This is a genomic window from uncultured Flavonifractor sp. (genome assembly GCF_944387675.1).
Classification (GTDB): domain Bacteria; phylum Bacillota; class Clostridia; order Oscillospirales; family Oscillospiraceae; genus Flavonifractor.
Genome location: NZ_CALXFV010000010.1, coordinates 1 through 21,549 on the forward strand (window position 1 = coordinate 1; position 21,549 = coordinate 21,549).

Sequence of the window (21,549 nt, forward strand, 5' to 3'; positions counted from 1 at the left end):
GGGGAGGTCCCCCTGGCGGCGGTGCTGGTGGCCAACACCCCGGTGTTCGTCATCCAGCTGGTGATCTTCGGGCTGCAAAGCGGCTCCTCCGTGCTCATCAGCCAGTTCTGGGGCAAGGGGGACACCGACTCCATCAACCGGGTCATGGGCCTGGGCTGCTACGTGGCGGGGGCCATCGCCGCCCTGTTCGCGGCAGTGATGTGCTTTTTCCCCACCCAGTTGATGGGGCTGCTCACCGATAACCCGGCGTTGGTACCCCTGGCCGCCAGCTACGCCCGCATCGTGGGTCCCTCCTACCTCTTCAACAGCATCACCGGGGTGTATGTGGGCGCTCACCGGTCCATGGAGAATCCCAAACTGGGCATGAGCGTCTTCGCCCTCTCCATGAGCGCCAACACCTTTCTCAACTGGGTTCTCATCTTCGGCAACCTGGGCGCCCCCGCCCTGGGCGTGGAGGGGGCGGCGCTGGCCACCCTGCTCTCCCGCATTCTGGAGTTTCTCATTATGGGGACCTACGCCCTCACCAACCGCCGCTTCCGCCTGCGTCCCGCCCTGCTGCTCCGCCCCGGTACCCTGCTGATGGAGAAGTTCTTCCACTATTCCGGACCGGTGGTGCTCAATGAAACCCTGTGGGGTCTGGGTACCGCCCTGCACAAGGTGGTAATGGGCCACATGGAGGGTTCCACCGAAATTCTGGCCGCCCGGGCGGTGGCGGGCAGCATTGAGGATCTGTGTACCGTGGCCATCTTCGCTGTGGGCGGTACCACCGCCATTGTCATCGGCCGTGAGATCGGCGCCGGCCGGCGGGAGCATATTTACGAGATCGGCGGGGCGCTGAACACCCTGGCCATGGCCTGCGGTCTGGTGATCGGGGTGCCGCTGGCCCTGTGCGCCCATCTGGTCTTCCCCTGGTCGGTCTATCCCCTCTTCCAGCTGTCCCCCGCGGCCATGGAGATCGCCACCATGATGCTCACCTTTATCGGCGTGGTCCTCCCCCTCCGGGCCTTCAATACGGTGAATACCGTGGGGGTGCTCCGGGGCGGGGGCGATGTGCGGGCCGCCACGGTGATCGATCTGATCCCCCTGTGGCTGGTGGCGCTCCCTCTGTCCGCCCTGTTCGGGCTGGTGCTGAAGTGGGGCATCTTCTGGGTCTATGTGGGGGTAATTATGGAGAGTACCTCCAAATTTTTCCTGGGCGTTCCCAGATTCCGCTCCCGGGTATGGATCAACGACGTCACCCAGTTTTCCCACATCAAGCAGTAAGGAGGCCGCTTTATGAAGATCACCGTTTTGATGGAAAACTCCGCGCCGGAGGGACTGATCGCCGAGCACGGGCTGTCCTTCCACCTGGAATACCGGGGTGGGCGCTATTTGCTGGACGCAGGCGAGTGCGGCGCGGTGCTGTACAACGCCTACAAGCTGGGGGTGGACCTGGCCGGGGTGGAAAAGGCCGCCCTGTCCCACGGCCACTACGACCACGCCGACGGCTTCAACGCCTTTTTTGCCGTCAACTCCGCCGCCTCCGTCCACGCCCGGCCCAGAATTGTGGAGCCGGAATACTGGGAGGAAACGGAGTACATCGGGGTCAATTCCGGCATGCTCTGCCGGCACGAAAACCGCTTTGATCTGGCCGACGGCCCTCGGGATCTGGCCGACGGCCTTCACCTCATCCCCGACCGGGTGAAGCATGAGCAGTCCCTGGTGGCCGAGACCGCGGAGGGACTGGTGGTGCTCAACTCCTGCTGCCACGCCGGGGTGGTAAAAATTCTCACCCAGCTGACCGAACAGTTTCCCGGCCAGCCCATCCGGGCGGTGCTGGGGGGATTCCACCTGATGGGCAGGGGCGGGGTCTCCACCCTGGGTCCCGCTCCGGAGCGGGTGCGCGCCATTGCCGCCGCCCTCCGGGACGAACTGAAGGTGGGGGAGATCTACACCGGCCACTGCACCGGCTCCCCCGCCTATGCAATTTTAAAGGAGGAGCTGGGGGACCGGCTCCACCACCTCACCACCGGGGCGGTTTACGAGTTCGCGGATTAAAAGAGGAAGGACGCGCCGGGCGCGTCCTTCCTCTTTTCCTATAGATCCCGCTCCATTCTGATATCCGAAAGTTGAAACCACTTATCAGAATACGTCACGTATTCAAATCCAAACTTCTCATACAGCCGCAGGGCGGCTTTCAGCTTGTGGTTGGAGGTGACCACAATCCGTTTCTGTCCCGCGTCCCGGGCAGCCTGAAGGGCCGCCTCCATCAGCGCGGTACCCACCCCCCGCTCCCGGAAGGCCTCCTTCACGCCGAACTTCAGGGCCTCGCATACGCCCTCCCCCTGAAGCTCCAGCATCACCATACCCACAATCTCATCCCCCAGGCGGGCCAGCAGTACCCGGCCTCCCCCGGCGATGAACCGATGGGGATCGGCCAGCATCTCCAGATCCACCGGCTCCAGCAGATCATACTCCAGCAGCCAGGGCAGGGAAATGTCCTCCAGTGCCTGCTTGTAGCGGTCCTCATAGTCTATGATCTCGATCGGCAAGCCGTCCAACACGCATACCTCCCCTTTTGCCCATCATATCATTGAATCCCCCCGCCGTCAACCGGACCTTGCTTGCAGTCTCCGCCTCCGTCTGCCACGGTTTTTCCGTTCACATTTAATTTACATCCCTGCCTATTGACTTTTTCGGCGGAGGGTGCTACATTATGATTAGCACTCAGGTTGTATGAGTGCTAAAACTATGGAGGGGTGGCCGGAATGGATTTAACAGAGCGAAAAAGACGAATTCTCCGCGCCATCATTGAAAGCTACATCCAGTCGGCGGAGCCGGTGGGTTCCAAGGCCATTGCCCAGGCCATCGGCATGGAGGTCTCCTCCGCCACCATCCGCAATGAGATGGCGGATTTGGAGTCCATGGGTCTGCTGGAAAAACCCCACACCTCCGCCGGACGCATCCCCTCCGTCCAGGGCTACCGGCTCTACGTCAATGAGCTGATGGAGGAGCACAAGCTCTCCCTCCAGGAGACGGAACGGATCAACCAGGCCCTGCGGCTGAAAATGCAGGAGCTGGACCGGGTACTGGACCAGGCGGGCCGGGTGGTGTCTCAGCTCACCAATTACCCCGCTTTTGCCCTCTCTTCCGGCATGGAGCGGGTGACCATCCGCCGGTTTGACCTGCTGATGGTGGAGCGCAACGCCTTTATCATTGTGGTGATGACCGACAGCAACATTGTCCGCAACCGGCTGATCCGGCTGCCCTCCGATTTGACGGAGGCCCAGCTTCAGCTGCTGAACACCCTGCTCAACACCACCTTCACCGGCCTGACTCTGGAGGAAATTACGCCGGAGCTGATGCGGGTGGCCCAACACGCCGCAGGGGATTCCTACGGGCTGATCAGCCTGGTGGTGTCCTTCGCCATTGAGGTGCTGGAGAGCCTGGAGCGGCGCACGGTACACACCTCGGGGCTGGCCCATCTGCTGGAGCTGCCGGAATACCGCTCCCTGGACCGGGCTCAGCCCCTGCTGAGTTATTTGTCGGAGGACACCGACCCCGCCCGCTTCCCCATTCCCAAGGACGACCCCATGAAGATCCTCATCGGCCCGGAAAACGTGGCCGACGCCTTGAAGGACACCAGCGTGGTGGTGGCCAGCTACGACATTGGAGACGGGATGCGGGGCGTCATCGGAGTGGTGGGACCCACACGGATGGACTACGCCAAGATTACCGCCCGGCTGTCCTATCTGGCCGAAGGGCTGAGCCGCCTGTTCGGCCGGGGTGAGCTGCCGGACGGCAGGGACGATCATAAATAGGAGATGAGTGGACTCAATGAGCAGCAAGAAAGAAAAAGAGCCGGCCCAGGCTCAAGACGTGGAGCAGATTTCTTGTCAGCAGTCCGAGGAGCAGGCTGCCGAGCCCGCCGCTGCGGAGGAGACCCCCAATCCCCTGCTGGAGGAGCTGGAGGCGCTTCAGAAAACCCTCAGCGAACAGGAGGACAAATTTCTCCGCCTGGCCGCGGAGTATGACAATTACCGCCGCCGCAGCCAGAAGGAGAAGGAATCCGCCTGGGCGGACTCCCGGGCGGAGACCGCCGGGGCCTTTCTGCCGGTTTACGATAACCTGGAGCGGGCCTTGAAGCAGGAGACCTGCGATGAGGCCTACAAAAAGGGCGTGGAGATGACCATGTCCCAGCTGAAGGAGGTCCTCTCCAAGCTGGGCATTGAGGAAATTCCCGCCCTGGGCCAGACCTTTGATCCCAACCTCCACAACGCGGTGATGCATGTGGAGGACGAGAGCGCCGGGGAGAACACCATTGTGGAGGTGTTCCAGGCCGGTTTCCGAAACGGGGAGAAGATCATTCGCTTCTCCATGGTCAAGGTGGCAAATTGACCCTCCGGGCGCCTGTGCGCCCCATCATCCCATTTCTTTGTGAAAAACCAATTTCTTTAATATTGGAGGAATCATTATGTCTAAGATTATCGGTATCGACCTTGGTACCACCAACTCCTGCGTCGCCGTTATGGAAGGCGGCGAGGCGGTCGTCATTCCCAACGCGGAGGGCAACCGTACCACCCCGTCGGTAGTGGCTTTCTCCAAGGACGGGGAGCGGATGGTGGGCCAGGTGGCCAAGCGCCAGGCCATCACCAATCCCGACCGCACCATCGCCTCTATCAAGCGGGAGATGGGTTCCAACTACAAGGTGAACATTGACGGCAAGGCCTACACCCCCCAGGAGATTTCCGCCATGATTCTTCAGAAGCTGAAGGCGGACGCCGAGGCCTATCTGGGCTCCACCGTCACCGAGGCGGTTATCACCGTCCCCGCTTACTTCACCGATGCCCAGCGCCAGGCCACCAAGGACGCCGGCAAGATCGCCGGTCTGGACGTAAAGCGGATCATCAACGAGCCCACCGCCGCGGCCCTAGCCTACGGCGTGGACAAGGAGACCGACCAGAAGATCATGGTGTACGACCTGGGCGGCGGCACCTTCGATGTGTCCGTGCTGGAGGTGGGCGACGGCGTGATCCAGGTGCTGGCCACCGCCGGCAACAACCGCCTGGGCGGCGACGACTTCGACAAGGCCGTGATGGACTGGATGGCCGCCGAGTTCAAGAAGGACACCGGCATCGACCTCACCGGCGACAAGGTGGCCATGCAGCGGCTGAAGGAGGCCGCCGAGAAGGCCAAGATTGAGTTGTCCGGCGTTACCTCCACCAACATCAACCTGCCCTATATCACCGCCGACGCCACCGGCCCCAAGCACCTGGATCTGACCCTGACCCGGGCCAAGTTCGACCAGCTCACCGCCTCCCTGGTGGAGGCCACCGCCGGCCCTGTGCGTCAGGCCATGAGCGACGCCGGCCTGGGTTCCGGCGATATCGCCAAAGTCCTGCTGGTGGGCGGCTCCAGCCGGATTCCCGCCGTGCAGGACATGGTGAAGAAGCTCACCGGCAAAGAGGGCTTCAAGGGCATCAACCCCGACGAGTGCGTGGCCATGGGTGCCGCTCTCCAGGGCGGCGTGCTGGTGGGCGACGTGAAGGATCTGCTGCTGCTGGACGTCACTCCCCTGTCCCTGGGCATCGAGACCATGGGCGGCGTGATGACCAAGCTTATTGAGCGCAACACCACCATTCCCGCTAAGAAGAGCCAGATCTTCACCACAGCCGCCGACAACCAGACCAGCGTGGAGGTCCACGTGCTCCAGGGCGAGCGGGAGATGGCCCAGTACAACAAGACTCTGGGCCGGTTCAACCTGGACGGTATCGCCCCCGCCCGCCGGGGCGTGCCTCAGATCGAGGTGGCCTTCGACATCGACGCCAACGGCATCGTCAACGTCTCCGCCAAGGATTTGGGAACCGGCAAGGAGCAGCACATCACCATCACCTCCTCCACCAACATGTCCAAGGAGGATATCGACAAGGCCGTAAAGGAGGCCGAGCAGTTTGCCGCCGAGGACGCCAAGCGGAAGGAAGAGGTGGACGTACGCAACCAGGCCGACCAGGTGGTGTATCAGACCGAGAAGGCCCTGGAGGACGCCAAGGACAAGATCGACGCCGGCGACAAGGCCAATGTGGAGGCGGCCCTGAACAAGCTGAAGGACGCGCTGAAGGGGAGCGATATCGCCGCCATCAAGGCCGCCACCGAGGAGACCACCAAGGCCTTCTACCCCGTGGCGGAGAAGATGTACCAGCAGGCCGGTCAGGCCGGCCAGCCCGGCCCCGACATGGGCGGCGCGGGCTTCGGCGGCGGCCAGTCCGGCAGCTCTGGCACCGACCCCAACGTGGTGGACGCCGACTATCAGGTTGTGGACGACGATAACAAATAAGCGCGGAGGCCGTGAGCAGGGGAGCCAAGGCGGGACGCAGACGGAAAAACAGGCGACGGGCATCGCCCGGAGCGGCATTTTCCGCGCAGTCCCGGCTTGGCGACCCGACCGCGAGCGTGCCTCAGCGTGAGAGCAAGCCACGGAACGCAGCGGCGGGAGCATACCCCCGCTGCTTTCCGTGTGTAAAGAGGTGAACACCAATGCCTGAACAGAAACGTGATTATTACGAGGTCCTGGGGGTGTCCAAGGGGGTCTCGGACGACGAGCTGAAAAAGGCCTACCGCAAGCTGGCCAAGCAGTACCACCCTGACCTGAACCCCGGGGACAAGACCGCCGAGGCCAAATTCAAGGAGGTCAACGAGGCCTACGAGGTGCTCTCCGACAAGGAGAAACGGGCCAAGTACGACCAGTTCGGCCACGCGGGGGTAGACCCCAACTTCGGCGCCGGCGGGTTCGGCGGCGGCGGGTTCGGCGGGTTTGATATGGGGGACATCGACCTGGGCGACATTTTCGGCTCCTTCTTCGGCGGCGGGTTCGGCGGCGGTGGAAGCCGCCAGCGCACCGGCCCCGTAAAGGGCGAGACACTGCGGGCTTCGGTGACCATTAGCTTTGAAGAGGCCGCCTTCGGCTGCGAGAAGGAGATCGTCCTCACCCGCACCGAATCCTGCGAGGAGTGCCACGGCACCGGCTGCGCCCCCGGCACCACTGCCGAGGTGTGTCCCGACTGCCACGGCACCGGCACCATCCGCATCCAGCGGGGAGGCGGCGCCTTTACCTTTGCCACCACCACCACCTGCCCCAAGTGCGGCGGCAGGGGCAAGCTGATCCACCAGCCCTGCAAGTCCTGCGGCGGCACCGGCACCGCCCGGAAGCAGCGGAAAATCACCGTCAACATTCCCGCCGGCATTGACAACGGCCAGGCGGTCTCCCTCCGTGGTCAGGGGGGGGCGGGCCGCAACGGCGGACCCGCCGGGGATCTGCTTATCAGCGTCACCGTGCGCCCCCACGCCTTCTTCAAACGGGAGGGGACATCGGTGTATCTGGAGCACCCGGTCACCTTCCTCCAGGCCACCCTGGGGGCGGAGCTGGAGATTCCCACCATCGACGGCAAGGTGAAATGGACCCTCCCCGCCGGTACCCAGCCCGGCACTACCTTCCGGCTGCGGGGCAAGGGCATCCCCAGCGTCAACGGCCGGGGCCGGGGCGACCAGTACGTGACCGTCAACGTACAGGTCCCCACCAATCTCAGCCACGAGCAGAAGGAGGCGCTGCGTGCCTATGGCGAAGCCATGGGCGAGATTCAAGCCGGCCCGGTGGACAGCGTGAAATCTTTCTTTGACAAAAAGAAGAAGAAGAAATAAAATAAGAGGATGAGTGCAGACTCATCCTCTTATTTTTTCTATTCTGACGTGGAGGTGTGTTCCCTGTGGGTTCCATCCGATACATCGTCTATCTCTTCCCCGTACTCACCGCGGCGGCCCTGTTTTATTTCTTCGTCTGGTACGTGCAGACTCAGCGCCGGCCCCTGGCTCAGCGGCTGGCCCCGGCTCCGGACAAGCGGCGGCTGACCTTTGCAGGCACCTGCCACCCCATGGTGAAGAAGGACGCCGTCCCTCTGCTGCTCATCACTGCCATCTACGCCGTCACCGCCTTCGTCCAGCTGGGGGACCTGGAGGCGCCCCAGAGCGCCCGGGACTTTGGGGACGAAACCGCCCAGACCTTTGTACTGCCGGAGCAGGTGCAGGTATCCAAGCTCTGGTATTTCTGCGGCCTGGGTACCGGCTCTTACCAGGTGGAGATCTCCAGCGACGGGGTGAACTGGCTGTCCCTGTGGCAGCGGAAGGACGACCCGGAGGACGCGGACAAGGTCACCGGTTACTACTGGGCGGACGGCACCGGCTACAGCAGCAGCTACGCCATGACCCAGAACTACAACCAGCTGTTCAAGTGGAATGAGATTACCATTGACAATCCCCAGTATATCCGCTACCTGCGCCTCACCGGGCGGGCCAACAAGCAGCCGCTGGAGCTAAATGAGTTGGCTCTTTTCGACATGGACGGCAAGTTCGTGGACCTGAGCGACCCCACCAATCCCCTGCTTGATGAACAGGGGCTGGTGCCGCAGGCCATCACCTTCCTGAACAGCGCCTACTTTGACGAGATTTATCACCCCCGCACCGCCTATGAGCATATCCGGGGGGTGTACCCCTACGAGGTCACCCACCCGCCCCTGGGCAAGCTGATTATGAGCGTGGGCATCCGGCTGTTCGGCATGACCCCCTTCGGCTGGCGGTTCATGGGGACCCTGTTCGGGGTGGGGATGCTGCCCCTGCTGTACGTGTTTTTGAAGAATCTCTTCGGCCGCACTTCTATTGCCACCTGCGGCACCATTCTGCTGGCCGCCGACTTCATGCATTTGACTCAGACCAGACTGGCCACCATCGATACCTACGGCTTCTTCTTCGTGCTGCTGATGTATTTCTTTATGTACCGGTATCTGGTGCTGCCTGCCGGGACCTGCTTCAAGACCTGCGCCCTACCCCTGTTCCTGTCGGGACTGTTCTGGGGGATCGGAGCGGCCTCCAAGTGGACGGTGATCTACGGCTGCACCGGGCTGGTGGTGCTCTACTTCCTGGCCCTGTACCAGAAGCTGCGGGACTGGCCGGAGGAGCTCCGCCACCAGCGGGCGGCCTGGACGGTGAAGATTCTGGCCTTCTCCCTGCTGGTGTTCGCCCTGATTCCGGCGGTTATCTACACCCTGTCCTACCTGCCCTACGCCGCCGCCTCCGGCGAGATGTCCCTGGGCAATCTGCTTCGGGAGATGTGGAAAAACCAGGAGTACATGCTCTCCTACCACAGCGGAGTGACCGATACCCACCCCTACTCCTCCCGGTGGTACCAGTGGCTGGTGGACGCCCGGCCCATTCTCTATTATATGGATAACTCGGTGGAGGGGGTCACCACCCGCTTTGCCGCTTTTGTCAACCCGGTGATATGCTGGGGCGGACTGCTGGCCATTCTGGCCTGCGCTTTCCACGGTATTGTCCGCCGGTACGGCAAGGCCCTGTTTATTCTCATCGGCTACCTGGCCCAGCTGGTCCCCTGGCTGTTTATCGGGCGGATTACCTTCGCCTACCACTACTTCCCCTCGGTGCTCTTCCTCATTCTGGCTCTGTGCTGCGTGTTTGACACCCTTGCCCAAAAGGAGGAGCTGGTGCGCTGGAAGGGCGCCATGTATGCCGTCACCGGCGGGGCGGTCGCTCTGTACGCCCTGTTCTATCCGGTGCTGGTGGGCATCACCTACCCCACCTGGTACGGCACCTGCGTGCTCAAGTGGTTCCCATCCTGGCCGTTTTAAAGGAGAGGTTTTATGTACTGCTCTGATTATCATACCCACAGTCAGCTCTCCCCCGACAGCACCGCTCCCCTAGAGCAGATGGCCCGGGCGGCGGCGGAGGCGGGGCTGGCCGAGCTGTGCGTCACCGACCACTGCGACCTGCTGAGCCTGTACGGAGAGCCGGTGGACCGCTACGACTGGCCCCCCGCCCTGGCCCAATACCAGGAGCAGGCCGCCCGGTTTGCCGGGACCGTCACCCTGAAGCTGGGGCTGGAGCTGGGGATGGCCCACCTGAATCCCGAGGCCTCCCAGGTCATCTTGGACCGGCCGGAGCTGGACTTCGTGCTGGGTTCCGTCCACAACCTCTGTCCGGAAAAGGGGGGGACCGATTTCTATTACGTCCCCTATCCCGACAGCCAGGCCTGCTATGCCGCCCTGGACGACTACTTCACCTCCATGGCGGCGCTGGCCGCCACCCCCTATTACGACGTGCTGGCTCACATCATTTATCCCCTGCGGTACATGGAGGTCCCGGTGTCCCTGGACCGGTATTCCGCACGCATCCGCGCCATCCTGCGCACGGCGGTGGAAAACGGCAAGGGTATGGAGCTCAACACCTGGCGGGGCCGCACCATTGAAGCGTGGAAGCCCGTGCTGGCGCTGTACCGGGAGTGCGGCGGTGAGATTGTCACCATCGGCTCCGACGCCCACGTACCGGAGGGGGTGGGCAAAGGGGTGCGGGAGATCCAGGGCCTGCTGGCCGACTGCGGCTTCCGGTACGTCTGTACCTATGACAGGCGCAGGCCTGTCTTTCACAAATTGTAAGAGGAGGATTTTGTGATGATCGCGTTGGGTTGTGACCATGGGGGACTGGCCCTGAAGCAGCACGTGATGGCCTGGCTGGACGCCCACGGCCTGGCCTACCAGGACTTCGGCTGCTACACGTCCGAGAGCTGCGACTATCCCGACTTCGGCCGGGTGGCGGCGGAGGCAGTGGCCTCCGGGGCCTGTGACCGGGGGATTGTCATCTGCACCACCGGCATCGGCATCTCCATTGCCGCCAACAAGGTAAAGGGCATCCGCTGCGCCCTGTGCAGCGAACCTCTGTCCGCCGAGATGACCAGGCGGCACAACGACGCCAACATGCTGGCCATGGGGGGCGGGATGATCGGTCCCAACATGGCCGACCGGATTGTAGAGGTATTTCTCAACACGGAGTTTGAGGGGGGACGCCATCAGCGCCGGGTCAACAAGCTGGAAGGCTGAGCCGGCGCAGGCGCCGGGCAGGCCGGACGCAGCGCAGCCCTGTTCCCGCCTGCGGTCGGGAACTCCGGGGGGATTTTCAACAAATTGGAGCGGGCAGGTCTTGTGTAAGACCTGCCCGCCTGCTTTCGCCCGGGGAGTCCTCTTCGCCGGGGCGCGGTCCTTCAAGGTTCCGCCGTCCCGTCACGTATGGATGGGCGTATCGTTATGGTAATCCCTCAGGGCTTCCGCGATTTTCTTCTCATACCGCTCCCGGAAGAAGAGGCATTTGGAGGGGTCGCAGCCCAGCTTGTCCCCGGTCAGGGCCAGGGCCACCGCCCGGCAGCCGCCCGTGCAATAGGGGAAATAGGGGCAGGCGGCGCAGGTCTGGTTGCGGGCCTTCAGGACCCCCACTGTGGTACACACCTCGTCCAGATACCGGCCGGACTGGAGGAGCTTTTGCAGCCCCTCCCGCTTGACGTTCCCCAGGCTGTCGCTGTGCTGCTCATAGTAGCCCGACATCTGGTGGCAGGGAAACACATTGCCGTTGGCCGCCACGGCTACCATGCCCCGGTTGCCCCGGCAGACCGGTATGGTATCCCGGTACGTTCCCGCCTCGCACAGGACAGGCCGCAGGCGGTAGCTCCGCTGTGCGGGAAAGAAGGTGAGCAGCTGCCAGATGTCCAGCTCCATGTACTCCAGCTCCTCCTTGCAGCGAGCCAGCAGCGCCACCATCGCATCAAAATATTCCCGCAGCGTCAGGGTGTATGCCCCGCCGTTGCACACCCACCTGGGAGCCTCGGTGGTGCGGATGATGCGCATGCGGTTCACCCCCAGCGCCTCCATCCGCTTGATGGTGGGCAGCATACTCTCCAGGTTCCGCTTATGCACATTGGTCTGAACCATAACCTGGAAGCCGTTCTCCCGGCAGAGCCGGATGGCCCGCAGGGCGTCCGCCTCCGCGCCCTGGCGGTTGCGCAGCCAGTCGTGATGGCCCAAGCCGTCAAAGGAGAGTTTGATGAGCGGGAGGCACCCCATGGAGCGAAGCCGGTCCAGGGCCTGCTGATCCAGGAAAAAGCCGTTGGTGTTCAGCTCTTCCACGTACATGCCCCGCTCGCAGATGCCCTGCATGATCTCAAAGAACTGCCGGTGCAGCATGGGCTCGCCGCCGGTGATGGTAAAGGCGTTGATGCCGCAGTCCCTGGCCTGATCCAGCAGCCGTTCCGCCTCCGCCAGGCTCCACTCGTCCATCAGCGGGGCGTTGTCCGCCGCGTTGAAGCAGTGCAGACAGTTGTAGTTGCACTTGCCTGTAATCATCCAGTTCATGGCGGGAAAGTAGCGGTTCTCGCACGCCAGAGGCCGCTGCCACGGAGTCAGTCCGCCCGCCCCCTGGCAGGGCGCGCACAGCCCACGCTCCGCCAGGGCGGACAAGAGTGCGCTCTCCTCCAGCTCCTGCCGGCCGTCACAGCGGCAGAGCAGCTCAAATTCCTCCTTTTTCAGCCCAAAGGCGTTGCGCGTCCCCCGCCTGTAGTAGGCATAGGGAACCAGCCACCAGGAACGCAGGGCAATCTGCTCCTTAAGTTGATATCTCATACACTTCGCTCCAAACATAAAATAGGGCAAGGCGGCAGCCTTCCATGAGACCTGCCGCCTTGCCCCGTCGTTCCATACGCTTCCGCCCCGACCGCTCTCGCCGGATGGAAGACCGCCGGGTTCAGAAGCCGGGCATCCTGTTGCCGCCCAGGACCGAAAACGCATTGCGCTGGGTCTGGGCGCCGCAGTCTCTGCAAACCAGGTAATTGGTGGTACCCACCGTCTGATAGTAGGTATTCCTGCTGCCGCACTTGGGGCAGGGGGATTCCAGCGCAGTTTCCTGCGGGGCAAAGCCACCGCCGGCCACGCCGGCCAGCTGCTCCTCGGACAGCTCCGCCTGACCCTGGACCTTCTTTTCCTCGCTCATAGTAATTCCTCCTTTTCATTGAGACGTTCCCATCCGCGCTCCTGCTGCGGACAGGTCTGCGCCTTGTGTCTTGATTCTTGTTCCGTCTTTTTATACACCCGTGGAATCTGTTGGGCTATGGGCATATGGATATAAAATAAATTGGCGGAGCGCTACGCCAGCTGATCCCGCAGCCGGCTCAGCGCCTTTTGGTGGATGACTTTGGCGTTGGCGTAGGACATCTGCATCAGCGCCGCAATTTGCTTCAGGGTGCGGTTTTCATAGTAGTGGAGCAAAATCAGATCCCGCTGGCGCCGGTCCAGCTCCTCCAAGGCCCGGGCCAACCGCTCCAGCATCTCCTCGCTGAGCAGGTGTATCTCCAGTCCCTCCGACGGGTCGGCCAGCTCCTCGTTCAGCTCCTGCACCGGCCGCATCCCCCGGTAGTGGTTGAGCACCGTGTTGTGGGTGATGGTGTAAATCCAGGTGGAGAGGGAGGCCCGCTCCCGGTCAAAGGTGTCCAGGTTCTGAAAGACCTTCAGAAACACGCTGGACACCAGGTCCTCCCGCTCCTGGATGTCTCCGACCTTGCCCGCCACATAGCGGGCCACCTTGTCCCGGTACTCCATGTAGATTTGTTCCTTCTGCGCCGCCGTATGCATCATGGCCATCCCTCCGGAAGGTCGGGCGGACGGCGGACCGGCTCCGCCTCTCCGGCGGCCCAGACCTGCTCCAGCGCCTCGTCGCTCAAACCCTCTCCATACCGGTGGAAGGTGTCCGCGATGAGGGCGTCCAGGCGCTGGTTTTCCTGAAACCGCTGGTAGTCCAGCAGCAGCCTTAAGATCTGCTCCATAGCTTTCTCTCCCGTTTTAATGCCCAGTCTGAGAAACAGATACTCGCCGTCCTTTACAAGCCGGGTATCCCGTTGGCTTCATTATATAATCAGCGGACCGCTGAGATAGATCTCAACCTTGGCGCCGCAGGAATTGCAGATGAGGTAGCCCTTCTTGTAGGTCACCGACTGATAGGTGGTGTTGGTGGAACCGCATCGGGAGCAGGCATCCCCGGACTTGGGTCCTCCCTTGCCGCAGCCGCCGCCGGTCACGTTGTCCAGCTCCTGGTCGGACAGCTCTCCCGTCTGGTGCAGCTTGGCAAAATATTCCGCCGCCTGCTCCTGCGTCAGTTCCATCCCCGCCGTCCCCGCCAGGACAAGCAGTTCTTCCGGCGTCTTGCACGCGTTGGCTTTGCTCAACAGCTCCGGAGTCACAATCTGTTCCCAATCCATATAAATCTCCTCCCAATATTATAATTGCATTTTCTCCCCGCCGGCAGGCGGGGCATCCTTACGAGGATAAAACCCGTTTCATCTTTTTATACCCCGCCGGCTCCGGGCGGGCCAATCGTACCGCCGCTTTTTCTGCCGGCGCTCAGCCCCCTGTTTCCGTCCGGTCTCCCTGAGGAATGTCCAGGCGCTGGCGGGCCACCAGTTCGGCAAAAAAGCCGCCCGCCGCCAGCAGCTGCTCGTAGGTCCCGTCCTCTATGATTTTACCCTTGTCCAGCACGATAATCCGGTCGCACCGGCGGATGGTGGACAGCCGGTGGGCGATTACCACCCGGGTGCAGTTAAGCCCGTCCAGGGACTGGGACACCAGCTTCTGGGCCAGATTGTCCAGGGCGGAGGTGGCCTCGTCAAACGTCAGGATACGGGGCTTGGGGGCGACGGCCCGGGCGATCATCAGCCGCTGCCGCTGTCCGCCGGAGATGCCGCCGCTCCCCTCGGAGATAATGGTGTGCATCCCCATGGGCATACGGCGGATATCCTCGGCAATCCCGGCCAGCTCCGCCGCCTCCCACGCGTCCTCCAGGGTGAGCCAGGGGGCGGAAATCACGATGTTGGAGTAGATGTCCCTCTGAAACAGCTTCCCGTCCTGCATCACCACCCCGATCCGCCGGCGCAGGGATTTCAAGTCGATACTGTTCAGGTCCTTCCCGTCATAGTAGATGGCCCCCTTCTGGGGCGTCTCAAAGCCCAGCAGCAGCCGCATCAGGGTGGACTTGCCGCAGCCGGTGGTCCCCACAATGGCCACATACTGACCCGGCTTGATTTTCAGGGAGAGGTTATCCAGCACATTGGGCATGCTCTCATCATACCGGAAACAGACGTTGCTCACCTCGATCCCGCCGGAGAGCTGGGTGAGCACCTGCTTCCCCTCCGAAATTTCCGGCACGGCGTCCAGAATGGGCTGCACCATATCCAGGGCCGGCTTGAGCTGTGCCACAGTCAGGGCGATGGAGGACAAGGAGACAAAGGCCCCCGACACCACACCGTAGGCGGTCTGAAAGGCATAGTAGTTTGCCACGCTGACTCCGCTGATTACCGCGCCGTAGTACAGCGCCAGGGTGCCGAACAGGGTGATGGCCAGGCTGATGACCGGGTTAAGCTTTACAAACATAGGGGGATTGTAGCGCAGGGCGGTCTCCTTGGCAAACAGGCCGCCCCAATGGGCGAAGGCCCGCTTTTCCGCCCCCGACAGCTTGAGCTTCTGCACCCCGGAAATCAGGGAATAGCTGACGCCGCTCTCCTTGGCGGCAAACTCCATCTGCTTTTTCGTGATCCGCCCCTGAATCACGGTGGACAGCAGGGAAAAGCCCGCCGTGGCCAGAAGGATGACAATGGCCGGAACGGCCAGAGCGGGGGCATAGAGAAAAATCTGGGGCAGATACACCAGGGAGCACACCGAGGTCAGAGCTGTGGAGAGCAGCGACGAGATGACCATGGTGCAGAGGACGTTGATGTACTGGGTGCGTTGAAACAGTTCGCCGGAACTGTAACTGCGGAAAAAAGCGGCCGGCAGGGACAGCACCCGCATCATGGTGGCCGCCTGAACGGAGAACTGAATCTTGGTGCTGATTCTGGCCATGAGCAGAGCCTTGACTGAGCCAAACAGCGCCGTGCTGACAGACACACACACCAGAAACACCGTCATGGCCATCACCGGCTGAAGGCTGTCCCCCGTTACGATATCGGAAAAGATGATATGATTGAGCACAGGGTTGAGCAGGCCCACCAGGGTGACCGCCAGGGCGGCCAGCCCGGTCAGAACAAAATCCGCCGGCTGCAGGGCCTCCACCATATAGCGCAGCAGGCCAGCCACCGTCATCCGCGTCAGGGGAAAGGGTTTGTAAAAACAGATGGCCTCCGGATCAAAGCCCCCCTCGTTTTTCCGGTTCACCTTGACGTACTTGCCCCGGACACGGTCATAAAAGCGGTACCCGGAGAGGCCGGCGGGAATCAGAGCGATTACGCCGCCGTCCCCCTTGCTCACCGCCAGCATGGGACCCATGGCGTCCCGGTACCAGCCCGGCTCCAGCCGGACCATCCGGCGCATGACTCCGTGGGGCCGCATCAGATACTCCAGCTGCTCGTTGAGGTCCCGGAATCCCTCCGGAATCTCCCGGCTTTTGATGTGATAAACTTTCAGAATTTCCGCCACCGCGTCCTGGACAGCCTGCCGGTCGTCCTCCATGGCTTTGGAAAACCGCCGGCCCATCACCGCATCCCCGATGTGGACAAACACATCGGAGAACAGCTCGTCGTCGGCCTCCCTGCGCTGCCGGATCTGTTCGTCAAACCAGCCCATTTCGCCCACCCCCTTATTCGTTGGATATCAGCCGGGTGTACACCCCGCCCAGGGCGTACAGCTGGTCATGGGTCCCCCGCTCCACCACCTTACCCTGGTCCAGCACGATAATTTCGTCGCAGTCCCGGATGGTGGACAGCCGGTGGGCCACCACAATACAGGTGATCCCCCGGTCCTTGATGGCCTGAACCACACCGTACTCGGTCTTTGCGTCCAGAGCGGAGGTGGCCTCGTCCAAAATCACAATGGTTGGGTCCTGGGCCAGGACCCGGGCAATCTCCAGCCGCTGCCGCTGCCCGCCGGAGAAGTTCTTGCCCCCCTCGGTAATCATGCAGCGGTACCCGCCGTCCCGCTGCATGATGTCCTCATGGAGCTGGGCGTCCCGGGCGGCCAGGATCATCTCAAAGTCCTCGATGGAGCTGTCCCACATCTTGATGTTGTCGGCAATGGTGTCCTCAAACAGGATGATGTCCTGATCCACCACCGCCAGGGAGCCGGTAAATACGCTGCGGTCAATCTCCAGGATAGGCTTGCCGTCAAACAGGATTTCCCCGCTCCAGGGCTGGTAGAGCCCGGAAATCAGCTTGGACAGGGTGGATTTCCCACAGCCGGACGGTCCCACAAAAGCCACCCGGCTTCCCGGCCGGAGGGTCAGGTCAAATCCCTCAATCAAAGGCGGAGCCAGGCGGGAGTACCCAAAGGTCACATTCCGCATTGCCAGGGCTCCGGACAGCTTGCTGTACTGATCGGATTTCTCTTCCTTTCCCCCATAGACCACGTCGATGGGATACTCCATCACATCCTCCACCCGCTCCATCTGGGTGCGCATCTCCTGGATGGTCTGACCGGCTGAGATGAGGGTGACGGCGGGCTGGGTAAAGGAGGACAAAAAGCCCTGGAAGGCCAGAATCATACCGGCGGTAAACTGCCCCCGGATGGTCAGCCACACCCCCAGCATAAGGACCGCCGTGTTGGCCAGGGTGGCCACCAGCTGGGGCAGCATCCCAAGGTACTGGTTCAGGCGGGTAAAGCGCACCGTCTGAGCATTGACGCTGGCCTGATAGCCCGCCCATTTTTCAAAAAAGCCGTTCTCCGCCCCGCTGGCCTTGATGGTCTCAATCATCTCAATACCGGCCACGGTGGCTCCGGCCAGCTTGCCCTCGTCCCGCATCTGTACCCGGGTGATGTTGATCCGCTTCCGGGAGATCAGGTTGGACAGGCCCAGGTTGATGGCAATGGAGGCCACCCCCACCAGGGTCAGCAGTACATTGTACCGGAGCATGACCACCAGATAGACCACCATCAGAATTCCGTTCAGCGCCAGGGGGGCGAAGGTGTTGACCAGGGTGTTGGCAATCTCGGCGTTGGTGCTCTGCCGCGTCTGGATGTCCCCCGCCATCCGCTGGGAGAAAAACTCCATGGGCATGCGCAGCACCTGCCACATAAAGGTGGTGCTGCCCACCACCGCCAGCTTGCCGTCAATGCGCAGGGCGTAAATGGCCTGGAGCCATGCCACCACCAGCTGCAAAATACTGATTCCCGCCAGGGCGGCCAGGAAGGGCAGCAGCCACTCCGGGTTTTGGCCGGTCAGCAGTCTGTCCAGGAAGATACGGGAAAAAACCGGATTCATCAGACCCACCAGGGCGGAAATCAGGGTGGTCAACACCAGGAAGGCCACCGCCGCACCGGCGCCTTTCAACCGATTCCGGGCAAAGGCCAGCATGGATTTTGGCTTGCCGCTGGGGGTGAAGTCCTCCCCCGGCTCTATCATCAGGCACACACCGGTAAAGGACCTGTCAAAGGTCTCCGCCGAGACCAGATAGGTCCCCTTGGCCGGGTCATTCAGCACCGCCCGGTCCCCCTTAAAGCCATCCAGCACCACAAAATGATTGAAGTTCCAGTGGATAATGCAGGGAAACCTGCCGTTCTGCTTCAAAAATTCCGGCTCATAGCGGTAGCCCTTGGCGGTCATGCCATAGCTCCGGGCGGCCCGGAGCACATTCTTGGCGCTGGAGCCGTCCCGGGATACCCCGCAGTCCGCCCGGACCTGCTCCAGGGGAATCCACTTGCCGTAGTAGGCCAAAATCATGGCCAGGGAGGCCGCGCCGCACTCCAGCGCCTCCATCTGCATAATCACCGGCACCTTTGCATAGCCGGTGCGCACCGGCTGCCTGGTCTGGTTTTTCCGCTTCATGCTCTCGCCTCAGTTCCACAAAAAGGAGATGGGGGCCGTGCGCTCGGTCACAACCTCGGCCCGGTACACGCCGCTCTCCACGCTTCCGTCCAGCGTCAGGGTGTACACCCACTCCCCCGGCTGAAGCTGGCCGGCATACTGGAGGGTCTCCTCCAGCTCCTGGGGCGGGGCAGCGGGGAAATCAGACACCGAGGCAACGGTATAGGCCGTGTCGTTGATTCGCACCGTCATCCCCGCTTCAAGGTCCGCCCCGGCGCTTTCCGCCACATAGCAGTTGGTGCATCCCGCCTCGCTCACCGCCACGGCAGGCACCACCGTGTCCAGCCGTCCAAATACCCCCCACACACAGGCCCCCGCCAGCAGCACAATTACCCCCGCCAGAGTCGCCCAAACGCCGGGGGAGGATACCCGGATATAGTCGTTCAGCTGCTCCGGGGAGGAGATGGTATCTATGCTCTTCTGTCTGAAAACTTGTTTTTCCATAACCACGGCCCCCATATCACCCTGCGGCGTCCAAACCGGCGGCGGGCCGATTTTCTCCCTATAATTGGGATCATAAGATCCCAATTGTATAATTTTCTGCCTCAAAAGGCAAGGGTACAATAAAAAAATGATATCCCTCTGGACAGGGAAAAAGGCTTACTGCCTACAAAGCAGGGCAGTAAGCCTTTTCCTGAATCAACGGAAACACAACTGATGTTTTGATCACCAAATAAACTCATAGAGAATTTGGGCAAGCACCGTCAAGGCGGGCAATGTCAGCAGGCTGAGAATGGTGGATTGGATCACCGCCCGGGCGCCCGTTTTGGCGTCACGATGATATAGCTGGGAAAACGTGCTGGAGAGCGTGGCAACCGGACACGCGGACAAGATTACCATCGTAAGATAGAGCATTCTCTCCAAATGTAACGGCAGAAGGGCCACTAAAACGCACACCGGAACAAAGATCAGCCGCACAAAGGAAGTAAAATAAAGCGTTTTATCATAAAAAATACTGCGGATATCCGCGCTTGCCATCTGAGCACCTACAATCAGCATGGCCAGCGGCGTATTCATGCCGGCCAAAAGGCTCACCGCTTTATCCGCCGGCTCAGGCAGTCTTTGACCCAGAACCATCAGCAGCACACCCAGCAGAAAGCATAGGGTACCCGGATTCAGTATCGCCTTGGACGACAGCTTTTCCTCGCCGGAGCCCATCAACCAAATGCCATGGGTCCAGACCATCAGATTAAACGCCGCCCCTCCGACGGCCACATAGACCATTGCCTCCCCTCCGAAGGTGGCCTGTACCAACGGCACTCCCAGGTATCCGATATTTCCGTATATGATACTGTAGCGCAGGGTAATTTTCAGATCCCTAGGCTGTCTGCGGAACAATACCTGTGCCAAAACAGCGCTGGCAGCCAGGATGACCATCATTATGACAAAGGTCTTGGCAAATATCTTCCAGGTCTCTTCATTGCTCTTTTCCGGCATATTGGTTAAAATGAGGCAGGGTGTGATAATGGTGTTTAACAGCTTTGCCAGTTGGTTCTGGGTTGGTTCGGATAAGGACCCGCGCTTTCCCAGCAAGAGGCCAACCACCATAATCAGCAGCAGCGTGATCACATTGGTCACGATCAGCAACGCGTTTGAAAGCATACGCACCTCTTTTCTCGCAAACGGAATCCTATTTCCCTTTCCCGGTTATCCGTTTTACGAGCATCCTTTGAACGCCGCTTCCCACAGCCGGCTGAGATGGGATAAAAACGCCTTTTGCCGCCGCAAAACATGCAGCGGCAAAAGGCAGCCATATGCGCAGCAGTCAGATAGGGGGTATCTGGCTGCCGGCATCTTTTCCGCCGGGCCGTTCCCAGTTTTTTGCCTATCGCATGGGTGCCGACCCGTCAAAGTCAATATAAGTCCCTATGGCCCGGTTTAGTTCCGTCATATCTGTTTCTGTTAGGGACCAATCAAAGGCCGCACAGTTCTCATCCGCCTCCGCCGGGTTCCGCACGCCGCAGAGCGCAGTGGCAACAAAGGGCTGCTGCGTGGTCCAGTTCAGGGCAATTTGAGGCAGCGGTTTGCCCGTGCGGGCTGAAATCTGGTCCATGACCGCAAGAACCTTCATGACCTTGGAAAATTGTGGCTCCTGGAAGAAGGGATAAAAGCTGCTGCGGGGATCATCAGCGCCGAATTGAGGCAGCGTGCGGAAGGTTCCCGTCAGGATGCCCGCCCCTAAGGAACCATAGGTCATGGCGTCTATCCCCCGCTCCATGGCCCATTTCATCAGCGGTTCATCCCGACGGACCACCATGGAGAAAGGAGGCTGGATGACGTCGATTTGGGCAAATTTCTGGCACTCCTGGATCTGTTCCCGATCAAAGTTGGAAAGGCCAATAAACCGAATCTTCCCCTGCGCCTTTAACGTATTCAGCGCCTCCATGGTTTCGGCCAGCGGCGTGTCATAGTCGGGCCAGTGGACAAAATAGAAATCAATATAGTCCGTACCCAGCCGCCGCAGAGACTGTTCGCACTCAAACAGAACGTTGGGATAGCTTCCATCTCTCAGCGGTTCCTTTGAGGGGTAACGCATTTGCTTGGCGGTGGTATTGCCGATTCCGAATTTGCTGGAAATAAGCAGTCTGGTACGGTCGCATCCTTTGAGCGCCTTACCCACCACTTCTTCAGAGCAGCCCTCTCCATACACGGGGGCTGTATCAATTAAATTTACACCGTGCTCAAACATGGCATGGATGGCGTTTATGGAATCCTTCTCCGTTACCGTCCCATATCCAAAGTTGCCCAAGGCCCATGTACCCACGCCCAGCACGGAAAGATCCACGCCGGCGCTGTCCAGGTGTTTATACCGCATCAATCACAACCTCCCCACAAAGCCAAAGTCCG

20 protein-coding genes are annotated in these 21,549 nt (G+C 61.2%); 9 read left to right on the forward strand and 11 right to left on the reverse strand.

All coding sequences use genetic code 11. From position 1 onward, the window contains the following. Together Q0J74_RS01985 and Q0J74_RS01990 are read left to right on the forward strand one after the other, a co-directional pair. A partial coding sequence (locus Q0J74_RS01985; RefSeq protein ID WP_297209820.1) for an MATE family efflux transporter occupies positions 1–1,263 on the forward strand: 1,263 nt, incomplete at its 5' end. A 12-nt stretch (positions 1,264–1,275) separates the two neighbouring features. Then, positions 1,276–2,037, forward strand: coding sequence for an MBL fold metallo-hydrolase (locus Q0J74_RS01990; protein WP_297209823.1), 762 nt, complete (start codon positions 1,276–1,278; stop codon positions 2,035–2,037). A 38-nt stretch (positions 2,038–2,075) separates the two neighbouring features. On the opposite strand, the gene Q0J74_RS01995 is transcribed toward Q0J74_RS01990, so the two are convergent. Next, a complete protein-coding gene (locus Q0J74_RS01995) occupies positions 2,076–2,540 on the reverse strand; it encodes a GNAT family N-acetyltransferase (protein WP_297209825.1) in 465 nt (154 codons plus the stop codon). A 207-nt stretch (positions 2,541–2,747) separates the two neighbouring features. On the opposite strand from Q0J74_RS01995, the gene hrcA reads away from it, so the two are divergent. The 7 genes from hrcA to rpiB all read left to right on the forward strand — a co-directional run bounded on the left by hrcA (position 2,748) and on the right by rpiB (position 10,916). Then, the gene (hrcA, locus tag Q0J74_RS02000) at positions 2,748–3,800 is read left to right on the forward strand and encodes a heat-inducible transcriptional repressor HrcA (RefSeq protein WP_297209828.1); all 1,053 of its coding nucleotides are present in this window, start codon (positions 2,748–2,750) and stop codon (positions 3,798–3,800) included. A 16-nt stretch (positions 3,801–3,816) separates the two neighbouring features. Next, positions 3,817–4,377, forward strand: coding sequence for a nucleotide exchange factor GrpE (gene grpE, locus Q0J74_RS02005; RefSeq protein WP_297209831.1), 561 nt, complete (start codon positions 3,817–3,819; stop codon positions 4,375–4,377). Positions 4,378–4,453: 76 nt separating this feature from the next. Further along, complete coding sequence (dnaK, locus tag Q0J74_RS02010; RefSeq protein WP_297209834.1) at positions 4,454–6,313, forward strand: molecular chaperone DnaK; 1,860 nt, start codon at positions 4,454–4,456, stop codon at positions 6,311–6,313. 200 nt (positions 6,314–6,513) lie between these two features. Next, positions 6,514–7,674 (forward strand): molecular chaperone DnaJ, encoded by a 1,161-nt coding sequence (dnaJ, locus tag Q0J74_RS02015; RefSeq protein WP_297209837.1) that lies wholly within the window; start codon positions 6,514–6,516, stop codon positions 7,672–7,674. 65 nt (positions 7,675–7,739) lie between these two features. Further along, positions 7,740–9,671, forward strand: a complete 1,932-nt coding sequence (locus Q0J74_RS02020; protein WP_297209840.1) for a phospholipid carrier-dependent glycosyltransferase — start codon at positions 7,740–7,742, stop codon at positions 9,669–9,671. Between the two features lie 12 nt (positions 9,672–9,683). Further along, positions 9,684–10,475 (forward strand): histidinol-phosphatase HisJ family protein, encoded by a 792-nt coding sequence (locus Q0J74_RS02025; protein ID WP_297209843.1) that lies wholly within the window; start codon positions 9,684–9,686, stop codon positions 10,473–10,475. 15 nt (positions 10,476–10,490) lie between these two features. Beyond that, positions 10,491–10,916: a ribose 5-phosphate isomerase B gene (rpiB, locus tag Q0J74_RS02030; protein WP_297209845.1), complete on the forward strand. Its 426-nt coding sequence runs from the start codon at positions 10,491–10,493 to the stop codon at positions 10,914–10,916. A 180-nt stretch (positions 10,917–11,096) separates the two neighbouring features. On the opposite strand, the gene Q0J74_RS02035 is transcribed toward rpiB, so the two are convergent. From Q0J74_RS02035 to Q0J74_RS02080, 10 genes are all read right to left on the reverse strand, one after another. Further along, complete coding sequence (locus tag Q0J74_RS02035; protein ID WP_297209848.1) at positions 11,097–12,485, reverse strand: radical SAM/SPASM domain-containing protein; 1,389 nt, start codon at positions 12,483–12,485, stop codon at positions 11,097–11,099. Positions 12,486–12,606: 121 nt separating this feature from the next. Further along, positions 12,607–12,852: a hypothetical protein gene (locus tag Q0J74_RS02040; RefSeq protein ID WP_297209851.1), complete on the reverse strand. Its 246-nt coding sequence runs from the start codon at positions 12,850–12,852 to the stop codon at positions 12,607–12,609. A gap of 152 nt (positions 12,853–13,004) precedes the next feature. Further along, entirely contained in the window at positions 13,005–13,493 is a 489-nt protein-coding gene (locus tag Q0J74_RS02045) for an RNA polymerase sigma factor (protein WP_297209854.1), read from the reverse strand. After that, positions 13,490–13,681: a hypothetical protein gene (locus tag Q0J74_RS02050; RefSeq protein WP_297209857.1), complete on the reverse strand. Its 192-nt coding sequence runs from the start codon at positions 13,679–13,681 to the stop codon at positions 13,490–13,492. Before Q0J74_RS02050 ends, Q0J74_RS02045 begins: the two co-directional genes overlap by 4 nt. Before the next feature lie 81 nt (positions 13,682–13,762). After that, the gene (locus Q0J74_RS02055; RefSeq protein WP_297209860.1) at positions 13,763–14,113 is read right to left on the reverse strand and encodes a hypothetical protein; all 351 of its coding nucleotides are present in this window, start codon (positions 14,111–14,113) and stop codon (positions 13,763–13,765) included. Between the two features lie 142 nt (positions 14,114–14,255). Further along, positions 14,256–16,469, reverse strand: a complete 2,214-nt coding sequence (locus Q0J74_RS02060) for an NHLP bacteriocin export ABC transporter permease/ATPase subunit (RefSeq protein WP_297209863.1) — start codon at positions 16,467–16,469, stop codon at positions 14,256–14,258. Between the two features lie 13 nt (positions 16,470–16,482). After that, positions 16,483–18,663 (reverse strand): NHLP family bacteriocin export ABC transporter peptidase/permease/ATPase subunit, encoded by a 2,181-nt coding sequence (locus Q0J74_RS02065; protein WP_297209866.1) that lies wholly within the window; start codon positions 18,661–18,663, stop codon positions 16,483–16,485. A 9-nt stretch (positions 18,664–18,672) separates the two neighbouring features. Further along, positions 18,673–19,146 carry a hypothetical protein gene (locus tag Q0J74_RS02070; RefSeq protein ID WP_297209869.1) on the reverse strand — a complete coding sequence of 158 codons (474 nt, stop codon included), beginning with the start codon at positions 19,144–19,146 and terminating at the stop codon, positions 18,673–18,675. 222 nt (positions 19,147–19,368) lie between these two features. Then, positions 19,369–20,304, reverse strand: a complete 936-nt coding sequence (locus tag Q0J74_RS02075) for an AEC family transporter (protein WP_297209872.1) — start codon at positions 20,302–20,304, stop codon at positions 19,369–19,371. Positions 20,305–20,527: 223 nt separating this feature from the next. Then, complete coding sequence (locus tag Q0J74_RS02080; RefSeq protein ID WP_297209919.1) at positions 20,528–21,517, reverse strand: aldo/keto reductase; 990 nt, start codon at positions 21,515–21,517, stop codon at positions 20,528–20,530. Positions 21,518–21,549: the final 32 nt, after the last annotated feature.